The organism is Accumulibacter sp., from assembly GCF_032229525.1.
Taxonomy (GTDB): domain Bacteria; phylum Pseudomonadota; class Gammaproteobacteria; order Burkholderiales; family Rhodocyclaceae; genus Accumulibacter.
Map to the genome: position 1 here is coordinate 1 of NZ_JAVTWB010000206.1, position 21,824 is coordinate 21,824.

27 protein-coding genes are annotated in these 21,824 nt (G+C 63.4%); 18 read left to right on the forward strand and 9 right to left on the reverse strand.

All coding sequences use genetic code 11. From position 1 onward, the window contains the following. Positions 1–683, forward strand: a 683-nt coding sequence (locus RUW20_RS16355; RefSeq protein WP_313953287.1) for a DUF2182 domain-containing protein, incomplete at its 5' end; no start/stop codon positions are given. Between the two features lie 182 nt (positions 684–865). On the opposite strand, the gene RUW20_RS16360 is transcribed toward RUW20_RS16355, so the two are convergent. Together RUW20_RS16360 and RUW20_RS16365 are read right to left on the reverse strand one after the other, a co-directional pair. Continuing rightward, entirely contained in the window at positions 866–1,348 is a 483-nt protein-coding gene (locus RUW20_RS16360) for a hypothetical protein (RefSeq protein ID WP_313953288.1), read from the reverse strand. A gap of 20 nt (positions 1,349–1,368) precedes the next feature. Continuing rightward, on the reverse strand, positions 1,369–2,175 hold the full coding sequence (locus RUW20_RS16365; RefSeq protein WP_313953289.1) for a DUF2092 domain-containing protein: 807 nt from the start codon (positions 2,173–2,175) through the stop codon (positions 1,369–1,371). Positions 2,176–2,626: 451 nt separating this feature from the next. On the opposite strand from RUW20_RS16365, the gene RUW20_RS16370 reads away from it, so the two are divergent. After that, entirely contained in the window at positions 2,627–3,496 is an 870-nt protein-coding gene (locus RUW20_RS16370; RefSeq protein ID WP_313953290.1) for a neutral zinc metallopeptidase, read from the forward strand. Between the two features lie 53 nt (positions 3,497–3,549). Further along, positions 3,550–3,813, forward strand: coding sequence for a prevent-host-death protein (locus RUW20_RS16375; protein WP_313953321.1), 264 nt, complete (start codon positions 3,550–3,552; stop codon positions 3,811–3,813). A gap of 148 nt (positions 3,814–3,961) precedes the next feature. On the opposite strand, the gene RUW20_RS16380 is transcribed toward RUW20_RS16375, so the two are convergent. Further along, on the reverse strand, positions 3,962–5,482 hold the full coding sequence (locus RUW20_RS16380; RefSeq protein WP_313953291.1) for a hypothetical protein: 1,521 nt from the start codon (positions 5,480–5,482) through the stop codon (positions 3,962–3,964). Positions 5,483–5,865: 383 nt separating this feature from the next. Between RUW20_RS16380 and rpsP the strand changes: the two genes are divergently transcribed. The 4 genes from rpsP to rplS are packed head-to-tail and all read left to right on the forward strand — an operon-like array spanning position 5,866 to position 7,888. Next, positions 5,866–6,120 carry a 30S ribosomal protein S16 gene (gene rpsP / locus RUW20_RS16385; RefSeq protein WP_313953292.1) on the forward strand — a complete coding sequence of 85 codons (255 nt, stop codon included), beginning with the start codon at positions 5,866–5,868 and terminating at the stop codon, positions 6,118–6,120. A gap of 18 nt (positions 6,121–6,138) precedes the next feature. Beyond that, on the forward strand, positions 6,139–6,696 hold the full coding sequence (gene rimM, locus RUW20_RS16390) for a ribosome maturation factor RimM (RefSeq protein ID WP_313953293.1): 558 nt from the start codon (positions 6,139–6,141) through the stop codon (positions 6,694–6,696). Further along, positions 6,693–7,499, forward strand: coding sequence for a tRNA (guanosine(37)-N1)-methyltransferase TrmD (gene trmD, locus RUW20_RS16395; RefSeq protein WP_313953294.1), 807 nt, complete (start codon positions 6,693–6,695; stop codon positions 7,497–7,499). The genes rimM and trmD overlap by 4 nt, the downstream gene beginning before the upstream one ends. 23 nt (positions 7,500–7,522) lie before the next feature. Then, complete coding sequence (gene rplS / locus RUW20_RS16400) at positions 7,523–7,888, forward strand: 50S ribosomal protein L19 (RefSeq protein ID WP_313953295.1); 366 nt, start codon at positions 7,523–7,525, stop codon at positions 7,886–7,888. Between the two features lie 78 nt (positions 7,889–7,966). Here the strand turns inward: rplS and folE2 are convergent, their stop codons facing one another. Genes folE2 through RUW20_RS16420 form a run of 4 tightly spaced genes read right to left on the reverse strand, consistent with a single transcriptional unit; the run spans position 7,967 to position 11,965 of the window. Continuing rightward, positions 7,967–8,791 (reverse strand): GTP cyclohydrolase FolE2, encoded by an 825-nt coding sequence (gene folE2, locus RUW20_RS16405; protein WP_313953296.1) that lies wholly within the window; start codon positions 8,789–8,791, stop codon positions 7,967–7,969. A gap of 17 nt (positions 8,792–8,808) precedes the next feature. Further along, positions 8,809–10,701: a 1-deoxy-D-xylulose-5-phosphate synthase gene (dxs, locus tag RUW20_RS16410; protein WP_313953297.1), complete on the reverse strand. Its 1,893-nt coding sequence runs from the start codon at positions 10,699–10,701 to the stop codon at positions 8,809–8,811. Between the two features lie 56 nt (positions 10,702–10,757). Beyond that, on the reverse strand, positions 10,758–11,681 hold the full coding sequence (locus tag RUW20_RS16415) for a farnesyl diphosphate synthase (protein ID WP_313953298.1): 924 nt from the start codon (positions 11,679–11,681) through the stop codon (positions 10,758–10,760). Next, complete coding sequence (locus tag RUW20_RS16420; RefSeq protein ID WP_313953299.1) at positions 11,678–11,965, reverse strand: exodeoxyribonuclease VII small subunit; 288 nt, start codon at positions 11,963–11,965, stop codon at positions 11,678–11,680. Before RUW20_RS16420 ends, RUW20_RS16415 begins: the two co-directional genes overlap by 4 nt. A gap of 322 nt (positions 11,966–12,287) precedes the next feature. On the opposite strand from RUW20_RS16420, the gene RUW20_RS16425 reads away from it, so the two are divergent. The 6 genes from RUW20_RS16425 (at position 12,288) to RUW20_RS16450 (ending at position 16,357) form a co-directional block, all read left to right on the forward strand. Continuing rightward, positions 12,288–12,653: an STAS/SEC14 domain-containing protein gene (locus RUW20_RS16425; protein WP_313953300.1), complete on the forward strand. Its 366-nt coding sequence runs from the start codon at positions 12,288–12,290 to the stop codon at positions 12,651–12,653. After that, positions 12,650–13,498 carry a sulfurtransferase gene (locus RUW20_RS16430; RefSeq protein ID WP_313953301.1) on the forward strand — a complete coding sequence of 283 codons (849 nt, stop codon included), beginning with the start codon at positions 12,650–12,652 and terminating at the stop codon, positions 13,496–13,498. The genes RUW20_RS16425 and RUW20_RS16430 overlap by 4 nt, the downstream gene beginning before the upstream one ends. Positions 13,499–13,797: 299 nt before the next feature. Continuing rightward, positions 13,798–14,100 (forward strand): DUF2282 domain-containing protein, encoded by a 303-nt coding sequence (locus RUW20_RS16435; protein WP_313953302.1) that lies wholly within the window; start codon positions 13,798–13,800, stop codon positions 14,098–14,100. 33 nt (positions 14,101–14,133) lie between these two features. Beyond that, positions 14,134–15,048, forward strand: a complete 915-nt coding sequence (locus tag RUW20_RS16440) for a DUF692 domain-containing protein (RefSeq protein WP_313953303.1) — start codon at positions 14,134–14,136, stop codon at positions 15,046–15,048. Beyond that, positions 15,045–15,821, forward strand: coding sequence for a DNA-binding domain-containing protein (locus RUW20_RS16445; RefSeq protein WP_313953304.1), 777 nt, complete (start codon positions 15,045–15,047; stop codon positions 15,819–15,821). The genes RUW20_RS16440 and RUW20_RS16445 overlap by 4 nt, the downstream gene beginning before the upstream one ends. Next, positions 15,818–16,357 (forward strand): DoxX family protein, encoded by a 540-nt coding sequence (locus RUW20_RS16450; protein ID WP_313953305.1) that lies wholly within the window; start codon positions 15,818–15,820, stop codon positions 16,355–16,357. The genes RUW20_RS16445 and RUW20_RS16450 overlap by 4 nt, the downstream gene beginning before the upstream one ends. A 198-nt stretch (positions 16,358–16,555) precedes the next feature. Here RUW20_RS16450 and RUW20_RS16455 read toward each other — a convergent pair whose 3' ends face one another. Both RUW20_RS16455 and RUW20_RS16460 read right to left on the reverse strand, forming a co-directional pair. Next, positions 16,556–16,759: a zf-HC2 domain-containing protein gene (locus RUW20_RS16455; protein ID WP_313953306.1), complete on the reverse strand. Its 204-nt coding sequence runs from the start codon at positions 16,757–16,759 to the stop codon at positions 16,556–16,558. Beyond that, a complete protein-coding gene (locus RUW20_RS16460) occupies positions 16,753–17,391 on the reverse strand; it encodes an RNA polymerase factor sigma-70 (protein ID WP_313953307.1) in 639 nt (212 codons plus the stop codon). The genes RUW20_RS16455 and RUW20_RS16460 overlap by 7 nt, the downstream gene beginning before the upstream one ends. Positions 17,392–17,586: 195 nt before the next feature. Here RUW20_RS16460 and RUW20_RS16465 point away from each other — a divergent pair, with 195 nt between their 5' ends. The 5 genes from RUW20_RS16465 to RUW20_RS16485 all read left to right on the forward strand — a co-directional run bounded on the left by RUW20_RS16465 (position 17,587) and on the right by RUW20_RS16485 (position 21,699). After that, the gene (locus tag RUW20_RS16465; protein WP_313953308.1) at positions 17,587–18,096 is read left to right on the forward strand and encodes an inorganic diphosphatase; all 510 of its coding nucleotides are present in this window, start codon (positions 17,587–17,589) and stop codon (positions 18,094–18,096) included. A 150-nt stretch (positions 18,097–18,246) separates the two neighbouring features. After that, positions 18,247–18,924 carry a ZapG family protein gene (locus RUW20_RS16470; protein WP_313953309.1) on the forward strand — a complete coding sequence of 226 codons (678 nt, stop codon included), beginning with the start codon at positions 18,247–18,249 and terminating at the stop codon, positions 18,922–18,924. A 362-nt stretch (positions 18,925–19,286) separates the two neighbouring features. Then, positions 19,287–20,987: a DUF1538 domain-containing protein gene (locus RUW20_RS16475; protein ID WP_313953310.1), complete on the forward strand. Its 1,701-nt coding sequence runs from the start codon at positions 19,287–19,289 to the stop codon at positions 20,985–20,987. Next, the gene (locus tag RUW20_RS16480; RefSeq protein WP_313953311.1) at positions 20,984–21,367 is read left to right on the forward strand and encodes a P-II family nitrogen regulator; all 384 of its coding nucleotides are present in this window, start codon (positions 20,984–20,986) and stop codon (positions 21,365–21,367) included. The genes RUW20_RS16475 and RUW20_RS16480 overlap by 4 nt, the downstream gene beginning before the upstream one ends. Further along, positions 21,364–21,699 carry a hypothetical protein gene (locus RUW20_RS16485; RefSeq protein WP_313953312.1) on the forward strand — a complete coding sequence of 112 codons (336 nt, stop codon included), beginning with the start codon at positions 21,364–21,366 and terminating at the stop codon, positions 21,697–21,699. The genes RUW20_RS16480 and RUW20_RS16485 overlap by 4 nt, the downstream gene beginning before the upstream one ends. Positions 21,700–21,824: the final 125 nt, after the last annotated feature.

Here is a 21,824-nt window from a genome sequence, read left to right on the forward strand (position 1 = left end):
GGGGTATGGCCAACATGGATGTTGGTATGGACATGCTGCTGATGCCGCGGATGACCGACTGGAGGCCGATCGACCTCGCGCTGGTCTTCCTGATGTGGTCGGTGATGATGGTGGCGATGATGCTGCCGACTGCACTGCCGATGGTCTCGGCCTTCGCGTCGTGCTGCCAGCCGTCTGCCGGCTACTCCCGCGGCGGGGCGATCATCGCCTTCGTCGCCGGCTACGTGCTGGTGTGGACCGGCTTCAGCCTGCTTATCACGGGGATTCAATGGGCACTGCTGCAAGCCAGCTGGATCTCGCCGATGATGGAGGTGCGCAGTCCCGGGTTCGGCGGCGTCTTGCTGCTCGCTGCCGGCATTTTCCAGTTCACGCCGCTGAAACAGGCCTGTTTGTCGACCTGCCGCTCGCCGCTCTCGTTCCTGATGACCGAGTGGCGCCCGGGTCACGCTGGTGCCTTGATCACGGGCTTGCGGCACGGCCTGTTGTGCACCGGTTGCTGCTGGCTCCTGATGGCGCTGTTATTCGTTCTCGGCGTGATGAACGTGGCGTGGATCGCCGTGCTGACGGTCTTCGTCCAGCTCGAGAAGAACTGGCCGACGGCGCGGTGGTTGAGTCCCGCCGGCGGTGTGCTGCTGCTTGCGTGGGGCGTCGTACTCCTGGGCCGCGCGGGGTTGTCGGCTTGAGTCAGTTGAGCGGTCGGGATGGAATTCCTCCGGCCGGCTCGCTGGCCTTTCGCCCATCGGTCCGCGGAAACGGGATTCTGACTTGAGCGAGCGAGCAAGCGGCTGCGCGCAAAGGAGTCAAGGGCAAGCCGGTTTCCGGCGCCACCCTTTCCACTTTCAGCGAAGCTGCGGGCGCTGAACCCCTACGGCGTCGGTACGACTTCGTAGTACACGCCGCTCGACCCGAAGTAGGGTTTGTACCAGTTCGGCCCGCTCTGGTAATACTGGACGCCGTTCACCGTCATGTGTCGGGCGCCGGGCGGCAGCGCCGCAAACTGGGTGCCGATCGGCAAATTGTTCTGGGCCACGTAAGTCGGCTGGGGGGCTACGTATACCGGTTGCTGAACCACGACCGCGGGTTGCGACGCGCTGGCGATCGCAGCTCCCGCCATCGCGCCCACCGCCAGGCCCGCGACGGCGCTCGCCGCCGCACCGCATCCATAGCAACCGCCGTGGTAGTAGCCGCCGCCATGGTAGTAACCGCCATGGTAGGGGTGGCCAGCAGCAACGAAGCCCCGCCCGCCCCAGCCTCTGCCGGCAGCCACCCACGCGTTTGCGTCGGCAAGGGGGACGAGTACGCTCGCGGTCACCGCAACGCCGAGAATGAGAGTTTTCATCTGTTTCATCGCTTGGCTCCTTGTGCCGCTTATCTGGGCTGGGGAAGGCCGAGTTGTTTGAACTCGAGCTTGACTGCGTCCTTCGGGATGGCGACCTTGAAGGTCTGCGCCGGTATCGGTGCGTCGCGCTTCCAGTCGGAGAATTCGACGGTGAACGTCGGCTGCCGCTCGCCACCACGGTACGACGTGATCATCAGGCGCGGCAGCTTGTCCTGCGCGCCGATCCAGACCTCCCAGTCGACGCCGGGGGCCGTAAACGCCAAGTGATCGGTCTTGACCCCGGCGATGGTCGATTGACCGACCAGGATGGCGCTCGAAAGATCTTTCGCCAGGCGGGCGTAGGGGTCGGAAACCAGGATGTCGACGAAGGGCGCCAAGGTGTCCGCACTCGGAACTTCCTGCTGGAGGACGGCGTCGAGCTTCCCGCCGCCGGCCTCCTGCTGGACATAGAATTTCCCGATGAGTCCGATCGCGGTCACTGTCTTTCCGTCGTAGTAGAGGTCGTTCGGCAGCAGGTCGCCGCGTGACTCGACGAACAGGCGGTCGGGCCGTTGCATCAGCACGCGCGACGACGCGAAGAGGCTGATGTACTGCCCGGTTGGCGAATCGAGCGGGACCAGGCTGCGCGTCTTGAATTGGAGCGTTTTCGACCCGGCCAGTTGGTCACTCATGTCCTGCAGCAACTTGAGCGCTCGTTCGTCCTTGATCTCCTTCACGGGCGCCGTCGGTGGCGCCGGCTTGTCGCCGGCCAAGGCGCCGCCGCTGCTCCCGAGGACCATCGTGGCGGCGAGCAAGGTGCCGCCGACCAGGTGCCCCATCAAGCTTTTTCTGATCATTTCTCTTCCCCTGTTGTCCTGTGGCAAGTATCGTCGAAATCGCATGTTTGCGCATGCTCAGGCGGCCAAGTGTAACCAATGGCCGGCCGCGATTGGTGAGTCGTGTGTCGATGATTGCCGACGGCTACGCTCCTCATTGCAGGGGACGGCACTCGCACCACTGCCAGGCGCTGGCGTCGTCGTTGCTTGCCGTTGCTCGATCAGCGCGTGGCAAGGGTGAGAGCGACGAGATTCCCTTTCGCGAAAGGGTCCTGCGGGTCGGCGAGCCAGCCTTCCCGGTTGGCAACGGGTTGAGGCGGAGAAGTAGCGCTTCCGACACTCTTCTGGGCCAGGCCTCGGCAACACGCCCACCCGTTTGCCGCTCAGTCCGTGCTGGACAAGACGCCGGTTTACTCAAGGCGAAGTGCTGCTGGTAGCATCTGTCGCACCATAACCACGCGATGGATGATGCATGCGACTCGATGACCAGAATGAAAGCAGCAACGTCGAAGACAGGCGAGGCGGTGGTGGCAGCTTTGGCGGCGGGATCGGGCGCGGCGGCGTGGGTATCGGCACCATCGTCCTGGCGCTGGCTGCCAGCTATTTCTTCGGCATCGATCCGGCGCTGATTCTCGGTCTCGCGTCGAACAATGGCAGCCAGTCGCCGCGCCAGGAAGCTGCGCGCAAGCCGCCAGCCGATGACGAGATGGCCCGCTTTGTGTCCAAGGTGCTGGCCAGCACCGAGAGCACCTGGGAAGCGGTATTCCGTGCCGGGGGCTCCCGCTATCAGCAGCCGAAACTGGTGCTTTTCAGCGGCGCGACAGCAACGGCCTGTGGCACCGGCCAGTCCGCGATGGGGCCCTTCTACTGCCCGTCGGATCAGAAGGTGTACATCGACCTGTCGTTCTACCGCGACCTGAAGACGCGCTTCCACGCGCCTGGGGAGTTTGCCCAGGCCTACGTGATTGCCCACGAAGTCGGCCACCACGTGCAGAACCTGCTCGGCATCTCGGACAAAGTGCACCGGGCTCAGCAAGGTGCCAGCAAGGCCAAGGCCAACGCGCTGTCGGTACGCCTTGAATTGCAGGCCGATTGTCTTGCCGGCGTTTGGGGACACCGCGCCGATGCGGCAAAGAACATCATCGAACCGGGTGAGATCCAGCAGGCGCTGAACGCGGCTTCAGCTATCGGCGACGATCGGCTGCAACAGCAGACACAAGGCCGTATCGTTCCCGAATCCTTTACCCACGGCAGCTCCGAACAGCGCATGCGCTGGTTCAAGATCGGCATGGACTCCGGCGACCTGCGCCGCTGCGACACCTTCAAGGCGGCTTCGCTGTAGGGCGCGCAATGGCGCCAACCCCGGCAAGAAAGGGCTTTCCACGTGGCTGATCGCTGGCCTCTCCTTGCACCGTGCGGGCCGCGCAAGTGAAAGCCGGCGCCGAGAAGATCGTCACCAAGAACGGCGAAAGCTATATCGCGATCATCGACGCCGAGCGACTCGATTACTACCACCAGCTGGAGCGCGAGCATATCCACCTGCGGCTGATTGACGATGCTGGCAAAGGACTCGACGATGTGGCCGCTGGCCGGGTGCAGGGTGCGCGTACGTCCTTGCAGGCCTTGAAGCGCCATCGTCCGGCATCGTCTGCCGCTTGAGCAGCCGAGGCGACGGACCCCGTCTGCGTCAAGACCACCGCCAACCTCGAGCGTAAGCTCGAAGCGATCGAGCGTTTCCTGCTCGATGCGCAGGCTCCACAGGCTTGCGACGCGCTGCTGCCCGCAGTCGAGAAGATGCAAAACTACACTAGTTGCTTTTCTTGTCAGCTTCGATCGACAAGATATCGACGCTGCCGGTCTGCTCGTCAATGCCGGTGCGTTTGACTTCGCGCACGGACAGGTGTTCGTCCTCGACAACCAGAAGCAGTTTGTCTGCCTTCTTGGACAATGCGCCCGACGCGACGACGAGCAGCTGACTTGCGCGCAGCATTGGAATTTCCGGCAGGATCAGGACTTGCAGGTGCTCGGTGCCCTGGTCTTCCGATGGCTGGGCCAGAATCGCCGGTATGGCTTTTGGCGACAGGATTTGCAGGCCCAGCTCAAAATGCTCGGGGTTCTCGGATACCGCCCAACGAACCAGGCAGATTTGCCAGTTGGGATTCTCTCCCGTTCGCACTGCGGCAACGTCGCCGACGGAGAGGGCGCCGATCTTGCCCGAGGCGTGCATCAGCGCATAGCCATCCGGGCTCTCGTTAACGATCATCCAGGTCGACAGTGCGACGCCTGGCGCTTCGCCGTTCTTGCACAGCTGCCAGAGTCCGTCGATACCGGTTGCCAGGACCGTTCGGTAGTTTTGCCGCCGACGCTGGAAGCGGCGGTTTCCCTGGTCGCTCCAGCGTCCCACAAGCCGGTGAAGGACCCCGGCTCCTGCCGCCGTCCCGGCGAAATCGGGCAGTCCGATCTCTTGCGGTGGCGTACCGCTGTCGAGTTGAGCAAGCTGTGTCTTGAGTAGTAGGCTCAGGCGTGCGCATGAAAAGCACTCGATCGGCGCGGTCGTTGGCGCCAGCTTGCGGGAACCGGACAAGGCCGGCGCGTCGCGCGCGGGGTCGATCCAGAACGCGCCGGGGGCGGTCGCCGCGGCAACGGGGATCAATTCGATCTGATCGGCGAAGCGTTCAAAGTAATTGGCGAGGAACAGGACTTCACGGGCGGTGAGTGAGGCTGGCTGCGCGCAGCCGAGCAAAATCGACGCATGATAGATATGCTGCAGGCTGCTCGACTGGTTCCGCGGGATGGTGGCCTCGACGTTCAGGCGTTGTGCCGTCGCGTAGGCCTGGTGCAACTGCTGCCACGCGCCGATGGGCGCCGGCGAGGCTATCAGGTGGCTGATCATCAGCTGTTGTGTCAGGGCATGCACGCCCCGCCACAGTATGAGATCAGCTGTTTGAAGGGGCTCCGCGGCGGACTGATCATCATCACCTTCCAGCATGGCAAGCGTGTCGTCAGCGAGCATTTGCAGGAGATCGAGAACCCCGCGGATGACTCGTCGCGTCTTGCGTGGTACGGGGAGCATCAAGTCGGTCAGATCGGGAAGTAGGTCCGCCACAACCGCGCAGCTACGGATGTACAGGCCATCCAGAGCGTAGGCACGTTGTTGCGGGGTTCCACCCACCTCGCGCAGTGCTTTGACCTGCGCACGTACGGACGGAAGTTCCTCGGCGGGATGGGGCGCCATCGGCAACTCGAGCCACTGCAGAATGGTTCGTATGCCGGATTGGCTTGCTCCGGCGCCATCTGCGCTAGGGTCATTGAACGCGGTGTTAGTCATCAGGCCACCTGCCAAAGGGGTTTGCGCTGCCAGGCTGTCAGCCATGTCGATCCTCCGCCTCTGGCGTAACATGGGAAACTGCCGCTGTGTTGGAAATCATCTTCCAGAATCAGTGTGTTGGCTGTCGACGCTCGTTCAAAGCATTATACTGCGAGCCCGCCTTGCGGGTGGTGCAACGTTTCCTCCGGGCAGCTTGGTCAGGCTGGGCAGTCGCACACGCCCCCCGATCGCATCCGGCGACCTTCCGGAGGGTCGTTGTCAGCAGTTGCTCCGCGCGAGCCCCGAATTGCACTGGGACCCACTCCCAGTTTCGCCCGGATCATGTTGAAAGAACTCTTTCTTGCTATAATCGCTCCCTTTTTCTGAATTCGGAAGAGATTATCATGGTTGTTATTCGTCTCGCCCGTGGTGGCGCCAAGAAGCGCCCCTTCTACAACATGGTGGTGGCCGATTCGCGTGCTCGCCGCGATGGACGCTTCATCGAACGCATCGGCTTTTACAACCCGCTGGCATCAGACAAGGAAGAGGGCCTGCGCATTGCTACGGACCGCCTCAGTTTCTGGCAGCAGCAGGGTGCTCAACTGTCGCTGACCGTCGCGCGTTTGCTCAAGCAGTCGGCCGCCAAGGCGGTAGCCTGAGTCTTGCCTGCTGGTTCGTTGCCTGAAGCGATTGGCGGAACCGCAACAGCGGATGGCCCGCCCCCCGACATCGTTGTTCTCGGCAAAATCATCGGTCCGCACGGTCTGCAGGGCGCAGTTCATGTATTTCCGTTTGCAGACGATCCCGCTGCGTGGTCCCGGCTGCCTTGCTGGTGGCTCGGTCGAGAGGGAGAAGCTCCCGAGCTATGGCGTCAGACGAGGCTGATCAAGTGCGATGTGCGCAACGATCGGCTGGTTGCCCAACTGGCGTGTGTCGCTGATCGTACTGCAGCGGAGACCATGGGGGGCGTGCTGGTCGGAGTTCCGCACAGCGGGTTGCCAACGACCGCGATTGACGAGTATTACTGGGCCGACCTCGTCGGCCTGGAAGTGATAAATACCAGCGACCAGTCCCTGGGCCGGATTGTCGGTCTGATCGACACGCCGGCCAATGCGGTGATGCGAGTTGTTGGCGACGAGAACCGGGAGCGTTTGCTGCCGTTTGTCGCGGTGGTGGTGCTGCAGGTGGACCTGCAGCGAAAGCGCGTTCGCGTTGAGTGGGAAATGGACTGGTGACTTCGCCGGACCATGCACTGCCGAGCGGCAGGCAGTGGGTTGTTGATGTCGTGAGCTTGTTTCCCGAGATGTTTGTTGCGGTGGCGCAGTCGGGGGTGACGCGCAGGGCGCTGGAAGCCGGGCAGTGGAGCCTGCAGACGTGGAATCCGCGTGATTTCACCGAGGACAGGCACCGCACAGTCGACGACCGCCCTTACGGTGGTGGCCCGGGAATGGTGATGATGCCGGGACCTTTAGAAGCGGCGATCAGGGCTGCCAAAGCTCGGCAGCAGGTGGCTGGCGCCGCTAGCCGGGTCATCTGCCTTTCGCCACAGGGCACGCCGCTGACGCATCGGCGCGTGATGCGGCTGGCCACGGCCGAGGAAGCGGTGGTGCTGGTTTGCGGGCGCTATGAAGGAATTGACGAGCGCTTGATCGAGGCTTGTGTCGACGAGGAGATTTCGATCGGGGATTTCGTCCTTTCGGGTGGTGAAATCCCGGCGATGGCGTTGATTGATGCCGTCGTCAGGCAGTTACCCGGGGTGCTGAATGATGCCGAATCGGCACAGCAGGATTCGTTTGTGGCGGGTTTGCTGGATTGCCCGCACTATACGCGGCCCGAGGAATACGAAGGGCGGCGGGTGCCGGATGTTCTGCTTTCCGGTCACCACGAGGAAATACGACGCTGGCGGCTGCAACAGGCGCTGGGTCGGACATGGCAGCGTCGTCCCGAGTTGTTGACGGGGCGCTCGTTGTCGAAATCGGAAACGCAACTCCTGGTGAAGTTTCAGGAGCAATGCGGTCAGGATAACAACAATGCGTGAATCGCATACATGGAGTTTATAAGATGAATCTGATCGAGCAACTCGAACAAGAAGAAATTGCCCGCCTGGGCAAAGTCATTCCCCCATTCGCACCGGGCGATACCATCGTCGTCCAGGTCAAGGTCAAGGAAGGGGTGCGCGAGCGCTTGCAGGCCTACGAAGGCGTGGTCATCGCCAAGCGTAATCGTGGTCTCAACTCGAGCTTCATCGTCCGCAAGGTTTCCTCGGGCGAGGGCGTCGAGCGCACCTTCCAGACCTATTCACCGCTGGTCGCGGCAATCGAAGTCAAGCGTCGTGGCGATGTCCGCCGTGCCAAGCTGTACTACCTGCGCGAGCGTTCCGGCAAGTCGGCGCGGATCAAGGAAAAGCTGACGCGCAAGCAGCGCTGAACGCCTGCATTGCTGCGGTAAACGAGAACATGGCGGAGTCGAAGACTCCGCCATGTTTGTTTTCGCGAGGCGAGCGGCTCAGGCGGCAGGGGTAATTCGCTTGTCGCTCTCGATCAGCGCATACGCTGAATGATTGTGGATGGACTCGAAGTTTTCGGATTCCACCACATAGGCATCAACGCGCTGCTCGACGTTGAGACGTGCCGCCACGTCGCGCACCATGTCTTCGACGAATTTCGGGTTGTCGTAAGCCCGTTCGGTGACGAATTTTTCATCGGGGCGCTTGAGCAGACCATAAAGCTCGCAGGAAGCCTGCGCCTCGACCCACTGCACCAACTCTTCGATCCACAGGTGATCGTTGATCTTCACGGTGACCGTGACGTGCGAGCGCTGGTTGTGCGCGCCGCGCTCGGAAATCTCCTTGGAACACGGGCAGAGGCTGGTTACCGGAATGGCGACCTTGATCGCCGACTCGATCCGGCCATGGCAGATCTCGCCAGTCAGCGTGACGTCGTAGTCCATCAGGCTCTGCACCCCAGACACCGGCGCCGCCTTGTTGATGAAATACGGGAAGCTCATTTCGATGTGACCGGTTTCGGCTTCAAGCCGGTCCACCATGTCACGCAGCATGGCCGGGAAGTTCTCCACCGAAATCTCTCGTTCGTGGCTGTTGAGAATCTCCACGAAGCGTGACATGTGCGTGCCTTTGAAGTTGTGTGGCAGGCCGACGTACATATTGAACATGGCGATCGTGTGCTGGACGCCGCCCGATTTGTCGAGCACCTTGACCGGGTGACGAATGGCCTTGATTCCGACCTTGTTGATGGCAATCCGTCGGGTATCGGCCGAGCCCTGGACGTCCGCCATCACGGTGGGGGCTTGCGGGGTTTCGGGTGCATTCATTGCTGCTCCTGGTAGTTTCATTCGCTTCGCGGACGGCTCGGCTGCGCCGAATCCGCCGCGTTGCCTTGCCGTGTGCGTACTGCAGCAACGATCCCGTCGCGGTCGAGGCCGATTTCCGCCAGCAGTAGCGCGTGGTCGCCGTGATCGATGAAGCGGTCGGGGATGCCGAGACGCAGAAACCGGGTCGGGCTGGCGATCTCCGAAAGAACGCGCTCGACCTCTGCACCGGCGCCACCGATCAAGGCACCCTCTTCGACGCTGACCAGCAGCGAATGTTCCCCGGCCAGGGCGATGATCAGGTCGCGGTCGATCGGCTTGACGAAGCGCATGTTGGCGACGGTGGCGTCGAGTTCCTCGGCCGCTTCGAGCGCCGGCGTCAGCATGCTGCCGAAGGCGAGCAGTGCCACCGTGGTGCCGCGGCGGCGGATCTCGCCCTTGCCCAGCGGCAGTCCGACCAGCGCCTTGTCAATGGCGGCGCCGGTGCCGCTGCCGCGCGGGTAGCGCACGGCACTCGGGCCATCGAGGTGGTAGGCGGTGGTCAGCATCTTGCGGCACTCGTCTTCATCGGTCGGCGTCATCACCACCATATTGGGAATGCAGGTCAGGAAAGCAATGTCGAAAGCACCATGATGCGTCGGGCCGTCGGCGCCGACCAGGCCGCCACGGTCGAGCGCGAAGACCACCGGCAGGTTCTGCAGCGCCACATCATGCACCAGTTGATCGTAGCCACGCTGCAGGAAGGTCGAGTAGATCGCCAGTACCGGCCGCATGCCCTCGCAGGCCAGCCCGGCGGCGAAGGTGACAGCGTGCTGCTCGGCAATGCCGACATCGTAGTAACGTTCCGGGTAGCACTCGCTGAAGCGCAGCATGCCCGAGCCTTCGCGCATCGCCGGGGTGATGCCGACCAGTTTCGGGTCTGCTGCCGCCATGTCGCACAGCCAGTCGCCAAAAATCTGCGTATAGGTCGGCTTGGCGCCGGTCTTGGCGCCGGCAATACCGATTTCCGGCTGGAACTTGGAAACGCCGTGATAGAGAATCGGGTCGACCTCTGCCAGCTTGTACCCCTGGCCCTTCTTGGTGATGACGTGCAGGAACTGTGGTCCCTTGAGGTTCTTGAGGTTCTGCAGTGTGGGTACCAGCGATTCGAGGTCGTGCCCGTCGATCGGCCCGATATAGTTGAAGCCGAGTTCCTCGAACAGCGTCCCGGGTGTCAGCATGCCCTTGACGTGTTCCTCGGCGCGCTTGGCGAACTCGAGCAGCGAGGGCGAGAAATCGAGAATCTTTTCACCGGCCTTGCGCGCCGCGTTGAAGGTGCTGCCCGAGAACAATCGCGCCAGATAGCGGTTGAGTGCGCCCACCGGCGGTGAGATCGACATGTCGTTGTCGTTGAGGACGACGAGCATGTCGGCATCCGCAACGCCGGCGTTGTTCAGTGCTTCAAAGGCCTGCCCGGCAGACATCGCGCCGTCGCCGATGATCGCCACCACCTTGCGCGTCTCGCGTTTGATCTTGGCCGCGAGAGCCATGCCGAGGGCGGCGGAAATCGACGTTGACGAGTGACCGACGCCGAAGGTGTCGTAGTCGCTCTCGCTGCGTTTCGGGAAACCGGAGATGCCACCGTGCATGCGCAGCTTGGCCATGCCCGCCCGGCGTCCGGTGAGCACCTTGTGCGCGTAGGTCTGGTGCCCGACGTCCCACACCAGGCGGTCATGCGGTGTCTCGAAGACGTAGTGCAGGGCAACCGTGAGTTCGACCGTACCAAGGTTTGACGACAGATGGCCGCCGGTTCTGGAGACCGAGTCGACCAGAAACGCGCGCAACTCGTCGGCCAGTTGTGGCAGGAGGCGGCGGTCAAGCTTGCGCACCTGCGCCGGATCGCTGATGGTGTCGAGGAGAGGGTAGGGGTTCATGTCGGGTCCGGCAGAAACGCTCGCTAGTCGCTGGCAGCGGTGAGCAGAAGCGGAGGTTAGAATTTGCGCTGGGCGATGAAGTCGGTCAACTCGACCAGGCGCTGGCTGCGTTCGCCAAAAATGGTGAGCGAGTCGAGCGCCTGTTTTCTCAGATCGGCGGCAAATTCGCGGGCGCGTTCGAGGCCCATCAGGCTGACGTAGGTCGGTTTTTCGGCGGCAGCATCCTTGCCGGCTGTCTTGCCCAGCGTGGCCGTACTGGCCGTGCAGTCGAGAATATCGTCGACCACCTGGAACAACAAGCCGGCACGCTTGGCAAAGCGGTCGAGCGACGACGTCTGGCGAACGCTAAGTGCTGTCCCGCAGAGCGCGCCAAGCATCACCGCGGCACGAATCAAGGCCCCCGTTTTGAGCGCGTGCATCAGTTCGAGTTCGGGTTGGTTCAGGTTTCTGCCGACCGATTCGAGATCGATCGACTGGCCGCCGGCCATGCCACACGAGCCGCCCGCCCTCGCCAGGAGGCGCACCATCTCCAGCTGACCGGTGGGGTCACCGAAATCTTCGCGCGCCAGAAGCTCGAACGCCAGCGATTGCAGGCTGTCGCCGACCAGCAGAGCGGTGGCTTCATCGTATTCGACATGGCAGGTCGGTCGACCGCGGCGAAGTACGTCGTTATCCATCGACGGCAGGTCATCATGAACCAGCGAATAGCTGTGGATCAGCTCGATGGCACTGGCAACCACTTCCAGGCGTTGCGGCGTGGCGGCCGTCAATTCGCCGGCGGCGAAAGCGAGCAGGGGGCGTACCCGCTTGCCACCGTTGAGGCTGGTATAACGCATGGCCTGGTGCAGGCGACCTGGAATCGCCTCCGCTGGGGGCAAGCTACGGGCCAGCGCTGCTTCCACCTGTGCCTGGACACTAGCCATCCAGTCCGGGAAGGAGACATCCCTGCGCGCGCGTGAAAAAATGTCCGATTCGCTCATTTTGTCTCGGCGCCATCGGCGTCGAACGCCCGTAGCGCGCCATTTTCGAGAATCTGGATTTGACGTTCGGCATCGCTGAGCTGTTGCTGACAATGCTTGAGCAGTTCGCTGCCACGCCGATAGGCGGCGAGCGATTCCTCGAGCGGCAAGCGACCGCCCTCCATGTCCTGGACGATCTGTTCGAGCTCGGCGAGTGCAGCTTCGAATTTCAGTTTGCCAAGGGAGGTTCCTTCCTTGCCGGACGCGGTAGCGTTGGCAGCACCCTCGGAGTTCGATCGTGGCATGGGAGAGGCTCGAGTCAAACCGCCGAAAATAGCCTATTTGTGGCCTTTCGGTCAAATGGAAAGCATTCCTGCGAACGCCGCGATGTGGCTTCTGCCCTTCCCATCAAGGCGCTTTCGGAGGCTGATCGCGACCCTGGATCGGGGCGCCAGAGCGAAGCGTCGTCGGTGCACGGCATCGGAGTCCACCGCCGTCGCCGTGAGTCGGACTTTCACCACCGCGCCCGCGCCGGCATTGAATTCACGACGACCATCGGGCTGTCATGGTGCCAGCCTCGCCGGCAGGACTGGTGCTACACTTGAGCAAACACCAAGGGAGGATGCCATGATAGTCATTGAGAACCAGACACGGCGCGTCAACGTCACGGTTTACGCAGAGTTCACCCTCGCCGATTATCAGGAGTTCGAGAACGCCGTAAACTACCTGATCCAGTTCGAGGGGCCGGTCGATCTCTTTTTCGATTTGCGCGAAATGGCCGATTTCACCCTTGACGTGGCTTGGGAAGACATCGTCTTCTCGCGTGCCCACGCCAGCGATTTCCGCCGTATCGCCGTCCTCACGCACAGCCAGTGGGTGGCCTGGAGCGCATGGTTGTCGCAGATCTTCGTACAGGCCGAGATGCAGGTTTTCGACGACGAGCTCGAGGCCCGTTCCTGGTTGGCCGAAGAAGCGGGAGAGGACCAGGGGTGATCTACTCGACTGTGGTCGACAGCGCCGTCCTCGCCGAACACCTCGATGATCCGGGCTGGCGCGTTCTTGACTGCCGCCATCAGCTGAGTGACACCGATGCAGGCGCCCGCGCCTACGCCGCCGGACACCTGCCCGGAGCGAGCTTCGTGCATCTCGATCGCGACCTGTCGGGACCGATGAATGGCAGCAACGGCCGTCACCCCCTTCCCGATCCACAGCTTCTCGCTGGCAGATTGGGCGCCTTGGGGGTGTCACGAGAGACGCAGGTGGTCGCCTATGACGATTCTGGTGGCATGATCGCCGGGCGCCTCTGGTGGCTGCTACGCTGGCTCGGGCATGATCGCGTCGCCGTTCTCGACGGCGGGGTCGATCGCTGGCTGGCGCAGGGCGGGCTGTTGTCGACCGATTTGCCGGAACCCGCCCCGACTCTCCTGGAGCCTACTCTTCGTGACTGGGTGGTGAGTACCCAGGAGGTGCTCGCCGATGTGCACGACGGACAGTCCTGTCTGGTCGACGCCCGCAGTCCGGATCGCTTTCGCGGCGAGAACGAGACTCTCGATCCCGTGGCTGGTCACATCCCCGGTGCGCGCAACCGCTTCTTTCGCGACAATCTCGACGCGGAGGGCTGTCTTCGCCCGGCCGCCGAACTGCGTCGCGAGTTCCTGGCCTTGCTGGCCGGGATCGCTCCGCAGCAGGCCGTAATGTCCTGCGGGTCAGGCGTTACTGCCTGCCACAATCTCCTGGCGATGGAAGTTGCGGGCCTGCACGGGGCGCGGCTCTATGCCGGATCCTGGAGCGAGTGGTGCAGCGATCCGTCCCGCCCAGTCGCTGGCCGCACTCCCTGACCTTCTCGTTGTAGGTTCTCTTGTGCTGAGGCACGGCAGCGGCGATCTCGCCAATCAAGCTGTGCTCGCCCGTTTTTTGTGCCCTCTGCTTTGCCCTGCCTGGGCAGGATTGCGCAATCGGCTGCGGAAGATGCGATCCGCGATGTAAGTGATGCCAGCGATGTAAGAAAACTCCTCTTCAGCCGACTAGTTCAGCAGCAGGCGCGAGACGATGCTCAAAGCTGAGTATCGCGCCTTGCCGATCGAGTCGGGTCGCCCATCGGGGGCGTCCTGCCTGCAACCCTCTGGAGGAAATCATCATGAACAAACAAACTACCGCCGCCGCGCTGGCCCTGGCACTGGGTGCCGCATTGACCGTTACCGCGGCACCGGCAGTCGCTGCAGATGCAGCGATGGCCAAGGAAAAATGCTTCGGTGTCGCCCTCAAGGGCAAGAACGACTGCAAGGCCGGGGCCGGGACCACCTGTGCCGGTACCTCGAAAATCGACTACCAGGGCAACGCCTGGTCGCTGGTTCCCGCCGGCTCTTGCGAAAAGACCGTCTCCACGACTTCGCCGACCGGCTACGGCCAGCTCAAGGAGTTCCAGGAAAAGAAGGCCTGATCGCCAAACCGGGAGACGCGGAGCGCCGATCAGATGAGCACAGCTGATCCCCCCAGGGTGCCGCATGGCAGCGGTGCTCCCGCTGGCCCTCCTCGGGCGGCCTGCCTGCCGGCACGCGCCGGCGTCGGGCTCAAGCCCGAGCATTTCCGGCAGATCGTCGACCACTGGCCGGACCTCGGCTTCTTCGAGGTTCATGCCGAGAACTACATGGTCGACGGCGGCCCCTTCCACCACTACCTGACTCGCATCCGCGAGCGCTACCCACTGTCGCTCCACGGGGTTGGCTTGTCGATCGGCGGCGCGACAGCGCTCGACCGGGCGCACCTCGACAGGCTGGCGGCGCTGATCGAACGCTATGCGCCACAGGCGTTTTCCGAGCACCTCGCGTGGGCCAGTCACGGCGAGGTATTTACCAACGATCTGCTACCGCTGCCCTACACGCCGCAAACGCTGCAGCGAGTCTGCGAGCACATCGATCAAGTGCAAACGCGCCTGAAACGCCGGATGCTGCTGGAGAACCCGGCGACCTACGTCGAGTTCACGGCGTCGACGATGGCGGAAACCGAGTTTCTCGGCGAGGTCCTGCAGCGAAGCGGCTGCGGCCTGCTGCTCGACGTGAACAACGTCTACGTCTCGTGCATCAACCACAACCGCGATCCGCACGCCTACCTCGGCGCTCTGCCGCTGGCTGCAGTGGGCGAGATCCACCTCGCTGGCTTTGCGCGGCAGCACGACGCGGCGGGCGCCCCGCTGTTGATCGACAGCCACGGCGCGCCGGTCGCACAGGCAGTCTGGCAGTTGTACGAACACGCGCTCGATCGCGTCGGGCCGGTGGCGACCCTGCTGGAGCGCGACAACGACATTCCGGCTTTCGCCGTGCTCTTCGCCGAAGCCGGGCACGCCGAGCGCCTGCTTGGCGCGCATAGAGCGCAGGAACTGGTGGCATGAACGGGCAGCAGCAATTCTTCCGCGCGCTGCTTGACCCCGGGCAGCCGCCGCCGGCCGGGCTCAGCACCTGGAACGATTCCGATCCGGCGGTCCGTTTCGCGGTCTATCGCAACAACGTCCTGGTGTCGCTGATCGATGCGCTCGCCGATACCTATCCGGTCACGCAGCAACTCGTCGGCGACGCGTTTTTTCGGGCGATGGCACGCCTGTTCGTCAGCGCCGAACCGCCGCGTTCGCCGGTGCTGGCGTTCTATGGCGAATCGTTTCCGGACTTCATCGAGCGCTTTCCTCCGGCGTCGTCGGTGCCCTATCTGGCTGACGTCGCACGCCTGGAAATGCTGCGGGTACGTGCCTATCACGCGGCTGACGCCGACGCACTGCCTGCCGACGCCATCGCGCAGGCTCTCGACGACCCCGACTCGCTGCCCGAGCTGCGGCTCGGTTTCCATCCCTCGCTGGGTCTTCTACGTTCGCCGTACGCGGTGGTGTCGCTGTGGGCGGCGCATCAGGGGGGTGCCGATATTTCGACTGTTGACCCCCTGGTGGCGGAGAGCGCGCTGGTGATCCGGCCCGCTCTCGATGTCGCGGTGATGCGCCTCGTCCCTCGGGCCAGCGACTTCGTTGCCCATCTGCTGCACGGAGAAAGCCTGGGCAGCAGCGTCGAGAAGGCCAGCGATGGCGATGCTGATCTCGACCTCACGGACATTCTGGGCTTGCTGATCCGCGAGCAGGCCATCACATCTATCGAAAGATCAAGGAAGGTGCATCAATGAACGCAAACCTCGGCGTGGCAAGTCCCACCAGCAGTAATTCCAGCAGCCCCTCTGGGCCGGTCCAGTTGATCCACCGGCTGCTCGCGCTGTTCGCCTTGATTCCCGACTCGCTGATCGCCGCGCTCGGTCGATTCTCGATTGCGGCGGTCTTCTGGAAGTCCGGGCAGACCAAGATCGACGGCTTGGCCATCGACCCGATCAACGGCGAGTTCGTCCTTGGCTGGCCGCAGTTGTCCGACTCGGCGCTGGCGCTTTTCCAATACGAATACAGCCTGCCACTGATCCCGCCAGAAGTGGCTGCACCGATGGCCGCGCTGGCCGAGCACGTTTTTCCGGTTCTGCTCCTGCTCGGGCTGGCCACCCGCTTCTCGGCGCTGGCGTTGTTGGGCATGACCTCGGTGATCCAGATATTCGTCTATCCGGACGCCTATCCCACCCACGGGGTTTGGGCGGCGGTCCTGCTCTACCTGGTCGCCAGGGGTCCCGGCAAGCTGTCGCTGGATCACTGGCTGGCACGCCGCTACCAGCCTTCTTGATCGCCCGGGTTGTCCCGGCTGGGTCGAGGAAGTGCGCCGGATTCGCCACCACAGCTTGTTTGCAGCACGCGATTTCGACGTTTTGCTGTACTTCCAGATCGTCAAACCGTCGCCGCCGGACGGCTTCGACTTCAAGGCGCCACACCGGGACGATGTGCATCCGGCCGACAAGACGCAGTTGTCGCCAGCAGCAGCACCTTATTCGTCCTGCTTGCCGTGGCGGTCACCGGCGCCTTTGACGTAGGCGCGTGCCATCTGCCGCAGCGTATCCATCTGCACGCCGAAGTTGCGGCAACCCGTGCACATCATCAGGTGTATTTTCAGGGTCATGCGCTCGGTCAGGCCGAGTGTTCGATCCTGCGACTCGGAGAGCAGGCGGGTGACCTCACGACAGTTCAGCATGGCTTCTCGCCCTCCACGAACCAGTGGTTTTCAAGGCACTCACGCAGCCGCAGGCGGGCGCGGTGCAACATTACATGCAGGTTGCTGATACTGAGGCCGATGGTCGCACAGATTTCCTGCGAATCAAGCTCGACGAATTCACGCATCATGAATACCCGCGCCTGATTGCCCGGCAGCTTCTCCAGGCAGGTTTCGAACACCAGCCAGAATTCGCCTTCGCGCAAGGCCTCCTCGGGGTGGGGCCACGCCGCCGGATGTTCCTCGGCCTGCCAGAAACCTTTGGTGTCGAACAGCGCCGAAAAGTCTTCGTCTTCCTCGTCTTCACGCAACAGGCTGCTGGCATCGATCATGCGTTTTTTCTGGCGCAGGACGTCCGCGATCTTGTTCTTCAAGATCGCGAAAACCCAGGTCTTCAAGGCGGCTCGCCCAGCAAACGATCCGGCGTTCTTGAGCGCGCCGATCAGCGCTTCCTGCACCGCGTCCTCGGCAAGGTTGGCGTCGGACAGTTGCAGCGTGGCGAACTTGAGCATCTGCCGCCGCAGGCTTTCCAGAAACTCCGTATCGTTGAGCAGTGACGTGTGTTCCGGGCGGGGTCCGCCGCTGCTCCCGGAAACCGCTGCAATATCACTCATCTCGCGTCCTCGCTGCTTCAGTCTTTACGGCGTTATAGCGGGTAACACGGCAAGCTGGCAAATGGTTTCGCGCGGCGCGTGCTTGCGGTTGCTTGCCCGGAAACGGCGAAAGCTTGAGCACAGGCAAGAGAATTGCGCAGGCAGCTACAAGACAGACATGACCCTGCCGCTTGCGCGTTGCGTTAGGATTGCGTCATGAACGTCGCCAATCCACCCCTGCCACCCCGCGCAGCAGCCGTCGAGCCGCCAGAAGTCGAGGTGACGATCGAGGTGCCGCGCGGCAGCTTTCTCAAACGCGGATCGCTCGGCCGCATCGATTTCGTCTCGCCCTTTCCGTGTCCGTTCAACTACGGCTCGATTCCCGGTTACCTGGGGCAGGAAGGCGATCTGCTGGATGCCCTGGTCCTCGGGCCACGCCTTCCCGTTGGTGCCCGGATACGGGTCAAGGCGTGGGGCGCGGTGACGCAGACCGACCGCGGCATGGTGGACGACAAGCTGGTCTGCAGCGCGCACATGCCGACCCCGGCGGAGAAGGCGTTCGTGCTGCGCTTCTTCGCCTTCTACGCCAGGTGCAAGGGCTTGCTGAACCTCATGCGCGGTCGCCCGGGGCGTAATGCGTGCGACGGCTGGTGTTCGGTCGCCCAGGCGATGGCCCGGGCGCGGCCCCGACCGCCATCGTGGATGGGGTCGGGGGTAGAGTATTGAATCGCGGCTCGGGCTGCCCCGAGCGCCCCCCGGGCCCCGTGATGGGGAATGGCCGGGTATACTTGCCGTTGACAGTGTGTTCTCGGGAGTACGGAAAATACATCCAGCAAGGCAGCGGCGCTCGCTGCAATCTACAGAGGGAGGGTTGGCATGACCGAAGATACATGGTGGCTGGTAGGGATCGTGGCGGTGCTTGCGGCGGCGGTGATCGGGTTTTTCGTGGGCCGCAATTCCGGCGGCGCGAGGAAGCGAGTTGAGGTGCTCGAGGCCGAAGTGTCGCGCCAGAAGGAAGAGCTTTCCGACTACCGGCGCGAGGTCGAGTCCCACTTCGACCACACCGCCACCCTCTTTGGATCGCTGGCCGGCTCTTACAAGGATTTGTTCGACCATCTGTCCTCTGGCTACGAGAAGCTCTCTGGCGGCTCTGCCCGTCAGCTGTTCCGCGGCAAGGTGGGTGGACTCCTGCTCGGCGGGACGGCTGTGGCCGCTGCCACGGGCGACGTCTCCGGTTCGCTTGCCGCCGACGAGCCGCTGACCCTCGGCACCGAGGCGTTGCATCCTGAGGCGGCCGATCAATCAGCAGAGACGGCTGAAGCGGACGCCAGGGAAGCGCCCGCTGTTGCTGACGCGGGGTCGACTGTGTCGGGCGACGACGCTCCGGTGCAGTCGTCCGAGACAACCCGGGAGGGCGAGACGCAGCCGGACGGCGCCGAGAAGCCAGTACCCGAAGCGCAGGCCGAGGCCGCCGAGAAGGCTCTCGGCGAGCTTGACCGGGATGGCGGCGAGCAGAAGAACGCAGGCCAGGGTGACCGAGCCGATAAAGCCTGAGGCGTAGCAGCTCGCCCATGCGGGCGTGCTGCCTCGCGGCTTGGTTGGCGCGTCAAGGGCTGCAAGCCCTGACCAGAACGGCCGGCCGCAACGCAGCGGCGATCGCTGGACTCGCAGAGCAAGAGCCCGCAAGCCGTGCTTGCGGGCTCTTGCATGAACGGCCACGTCCGACGCGGCGCAAGCGAAGCTGCCTTCCCGTGCCTGGCGAGCGAATTTTTCCGCTCTCCGAACAGGCCATCCAGACACGGCCTTGCCTGGGCGTGTTGGCGACCGATGGGCGCTCCGCCACTGTCGCCGAAATACGCTCCGCGGCCGGAACGAGGTTCATTCTTCTGTGGTAGATTCCTGCAGGGGGAAAAATATTGGCAGAGCGCAAGTTACGTTACGGTATCTATCTCGGCGCCATCCAGCGCCACAAACGACAGATCAGCTTTGCTGCGCTTCTCGAAGCCGAGCGCCTGCAGCCCAAGCGACCGGCACTGCGCCCGATCGATCTGCACCGTCTCCTGACTCCCTACGTTTCCACCCGTTTCAGCGAGCAGGTGCGCGCCGTCCTGCCGCTGGCGCTGATGCTGATCGGCTTTCAGGCGCTGGCCCTGCGCACTTCGCTACTCGACGCCCATTCGGTCACCCTGGGCATCGTCGCGGTGATGATCGGTCTGATGTTCTTCATGGAAGGGGTCAAGATCGGCTTGATGCCCTTCGCCGAGAACGTCGGCTTCCAGATGCCGGGCAAGACGCACCCGACCGTGCTGCTCGCTTTCAGCGTACTGCTGGGCGCCGCCGCAACTTTTGCCGAACCGGCCATCGGCGCATTGCAGGCCGCCGCCAGTTCGATTTCGCCGGAACGATCGCCGTGGTTGCGCCAGCTGCTCGGCCCATATTCCCATTGGCTGGTCCTGGCCGTTGCCGGCGGCGTCGGCCTGGCGGTCAGCATCGGCATGCTGCGCACGATGTTTGGCTGGCAGCTCAAGACCATGGTGTTGCTGATCATGCCGCCGACTCTCGCTCTGACTGCCTGGTGTGCACAACAGCCAGAGCTGGCGCCGATCATCGGCCTCGCCTGGGATTGCGGCGCGGTGACCACCGGCCCGGTGACTGTGCCGCTGGTGCTGGCGGTCGGCGTTGGCGTGGCGGCTTCGACCGGGCGCAGCGACAACCCGCTGTCGGGCTTCGGTATCGTCACCCTGGCATCGATCTTCCCGATTCTTGCCGTGCTCAGCACGGCGATCTATCTGACCGGGCAGGGGCCTGAGGCCATGTTGCCGGTGCTTCCACCAAGCCTTGACGGCTGGTACAACCAGACCCCTTTTGCCGAGATTCTCGGGGCCCTGCGCGCCATCGTGCCGTTGGTCTTGCTGCTGGTGCTGGTCCAGACCAAAGTGCTGGGGCAGAAGATCCGCCAGCGCAACATCTTTGTCTATGGCGTCTCGATGGCCGTGGCGGGGATGTTGCTCTTCAATCTCGGCCTCACCACCGGCCTGGTGGCCCTCGGTGAACAGGCCGGCAACAATGTCCCCTGGGCTTTCTCGGTGCATCGGGAAACCGGCGCACCGCCACTCTATCCTTTCGCGCTGGGCATCGCTCTGACCCTGGCCTTCGCTTTTGCCATCGGCTTTGGGGCAACCATTGCCGAGCCCGCACTTAACGCCATGGGCATCACGGTCGAGAACCTCACCGACGGGGCCTTCCGCAAGCGCATGCTGATCCACGCCGTAGCCGCTGGAGTCGGCATCGGTGCCGCCATCGGGGTTGCTCGCATTCTGTTCCACCTGCCGGTGTGGATGCTGCTGCTGGGCGGCTATACCATTGCGCTGGCATTGACAGCCGTCTCGCGCGAAGAAATCGTCAACCTCGCGTGGGACAGCGCCGGCGTCACCACCGGTCCGGTGACCGTGCCGCTGCTGCTGGCGCTGGGCATCGGCCTTGGCGAAGTGGTCGGCGCCGCCGAGGGTTTCGGCATTCTCGCCATGTGTTCGGTCGGCCCGATCATTTCGGTCCTCGGCACCGGCCTGTGGATCGACATGAAGACGCGCGGACCAGAAAGGAGCAAGAGGTCATGAGCAAGACGAATGAACTGATCGTGCTGACCGATGTGATGCTGATCACCGTCGTCGTTCAGCGCGGCATCGCCGATCTGGTCGTCCAGGTCGCGGTTGAGGCTGGTGCGCAGGGAGCGACCGTGTTCCATGCCCACGGCACCGGGGTCCGCCAGAAGCACCTCGGTATCCTCGGCCTGACGGTCAATACCGAGAAAGAGATCATCTACATCGCGGTGCCGTCGGAGCAGGCAGACACCATGTTCGAGCGCATTTTTGTCTCGGCCAAGATGGACACGCCGGGGATGGGCATCCTCTGGATGACGCGACTCGACAAGATGGCTACCTACGTGCCGCACGAGGTGGCGGCCCGCTTTGGTGTGCATACGGAGCGCGGTGGATGAGCGTCCTGGCGCACATCGGCTACGGTGTCGAGAAGAAGCTGATTACCGCGATCGTCGTCAGCGGCCGCGGCATGAAACTGACCAAGCTGGTCGAGAACGAGCCTGGCGTGCTGTCTGTGACTCACCATCATGCCCGTGGCACCGGTCGCCGAAAGCCCGGATCCCTGCTGTGGAGCGAGCGCGACGTGGTGATGGTGCTGGTCGAAGCTCCGCGGTCAGACGGGGTTTTCGCCCAGCTGTTCGAGGCTGGCAAGATCGGTGAACCGCATCAGGGCGTCATCTTCATGGAGGTGGTTTCCCGTGGGCACCCGATGATGCCCTTTGCCGTCTGACCCCGGTCAGTGACTCGGCAATAAGGTTTCTCGCCCGCGCCGTGCACGGCGCGCAGGGGTGAACGGTGCCATCGCCAGCCACTGGCGGTGATATGCACGCCGCCCCGAACGTCACCCGGGTGGCG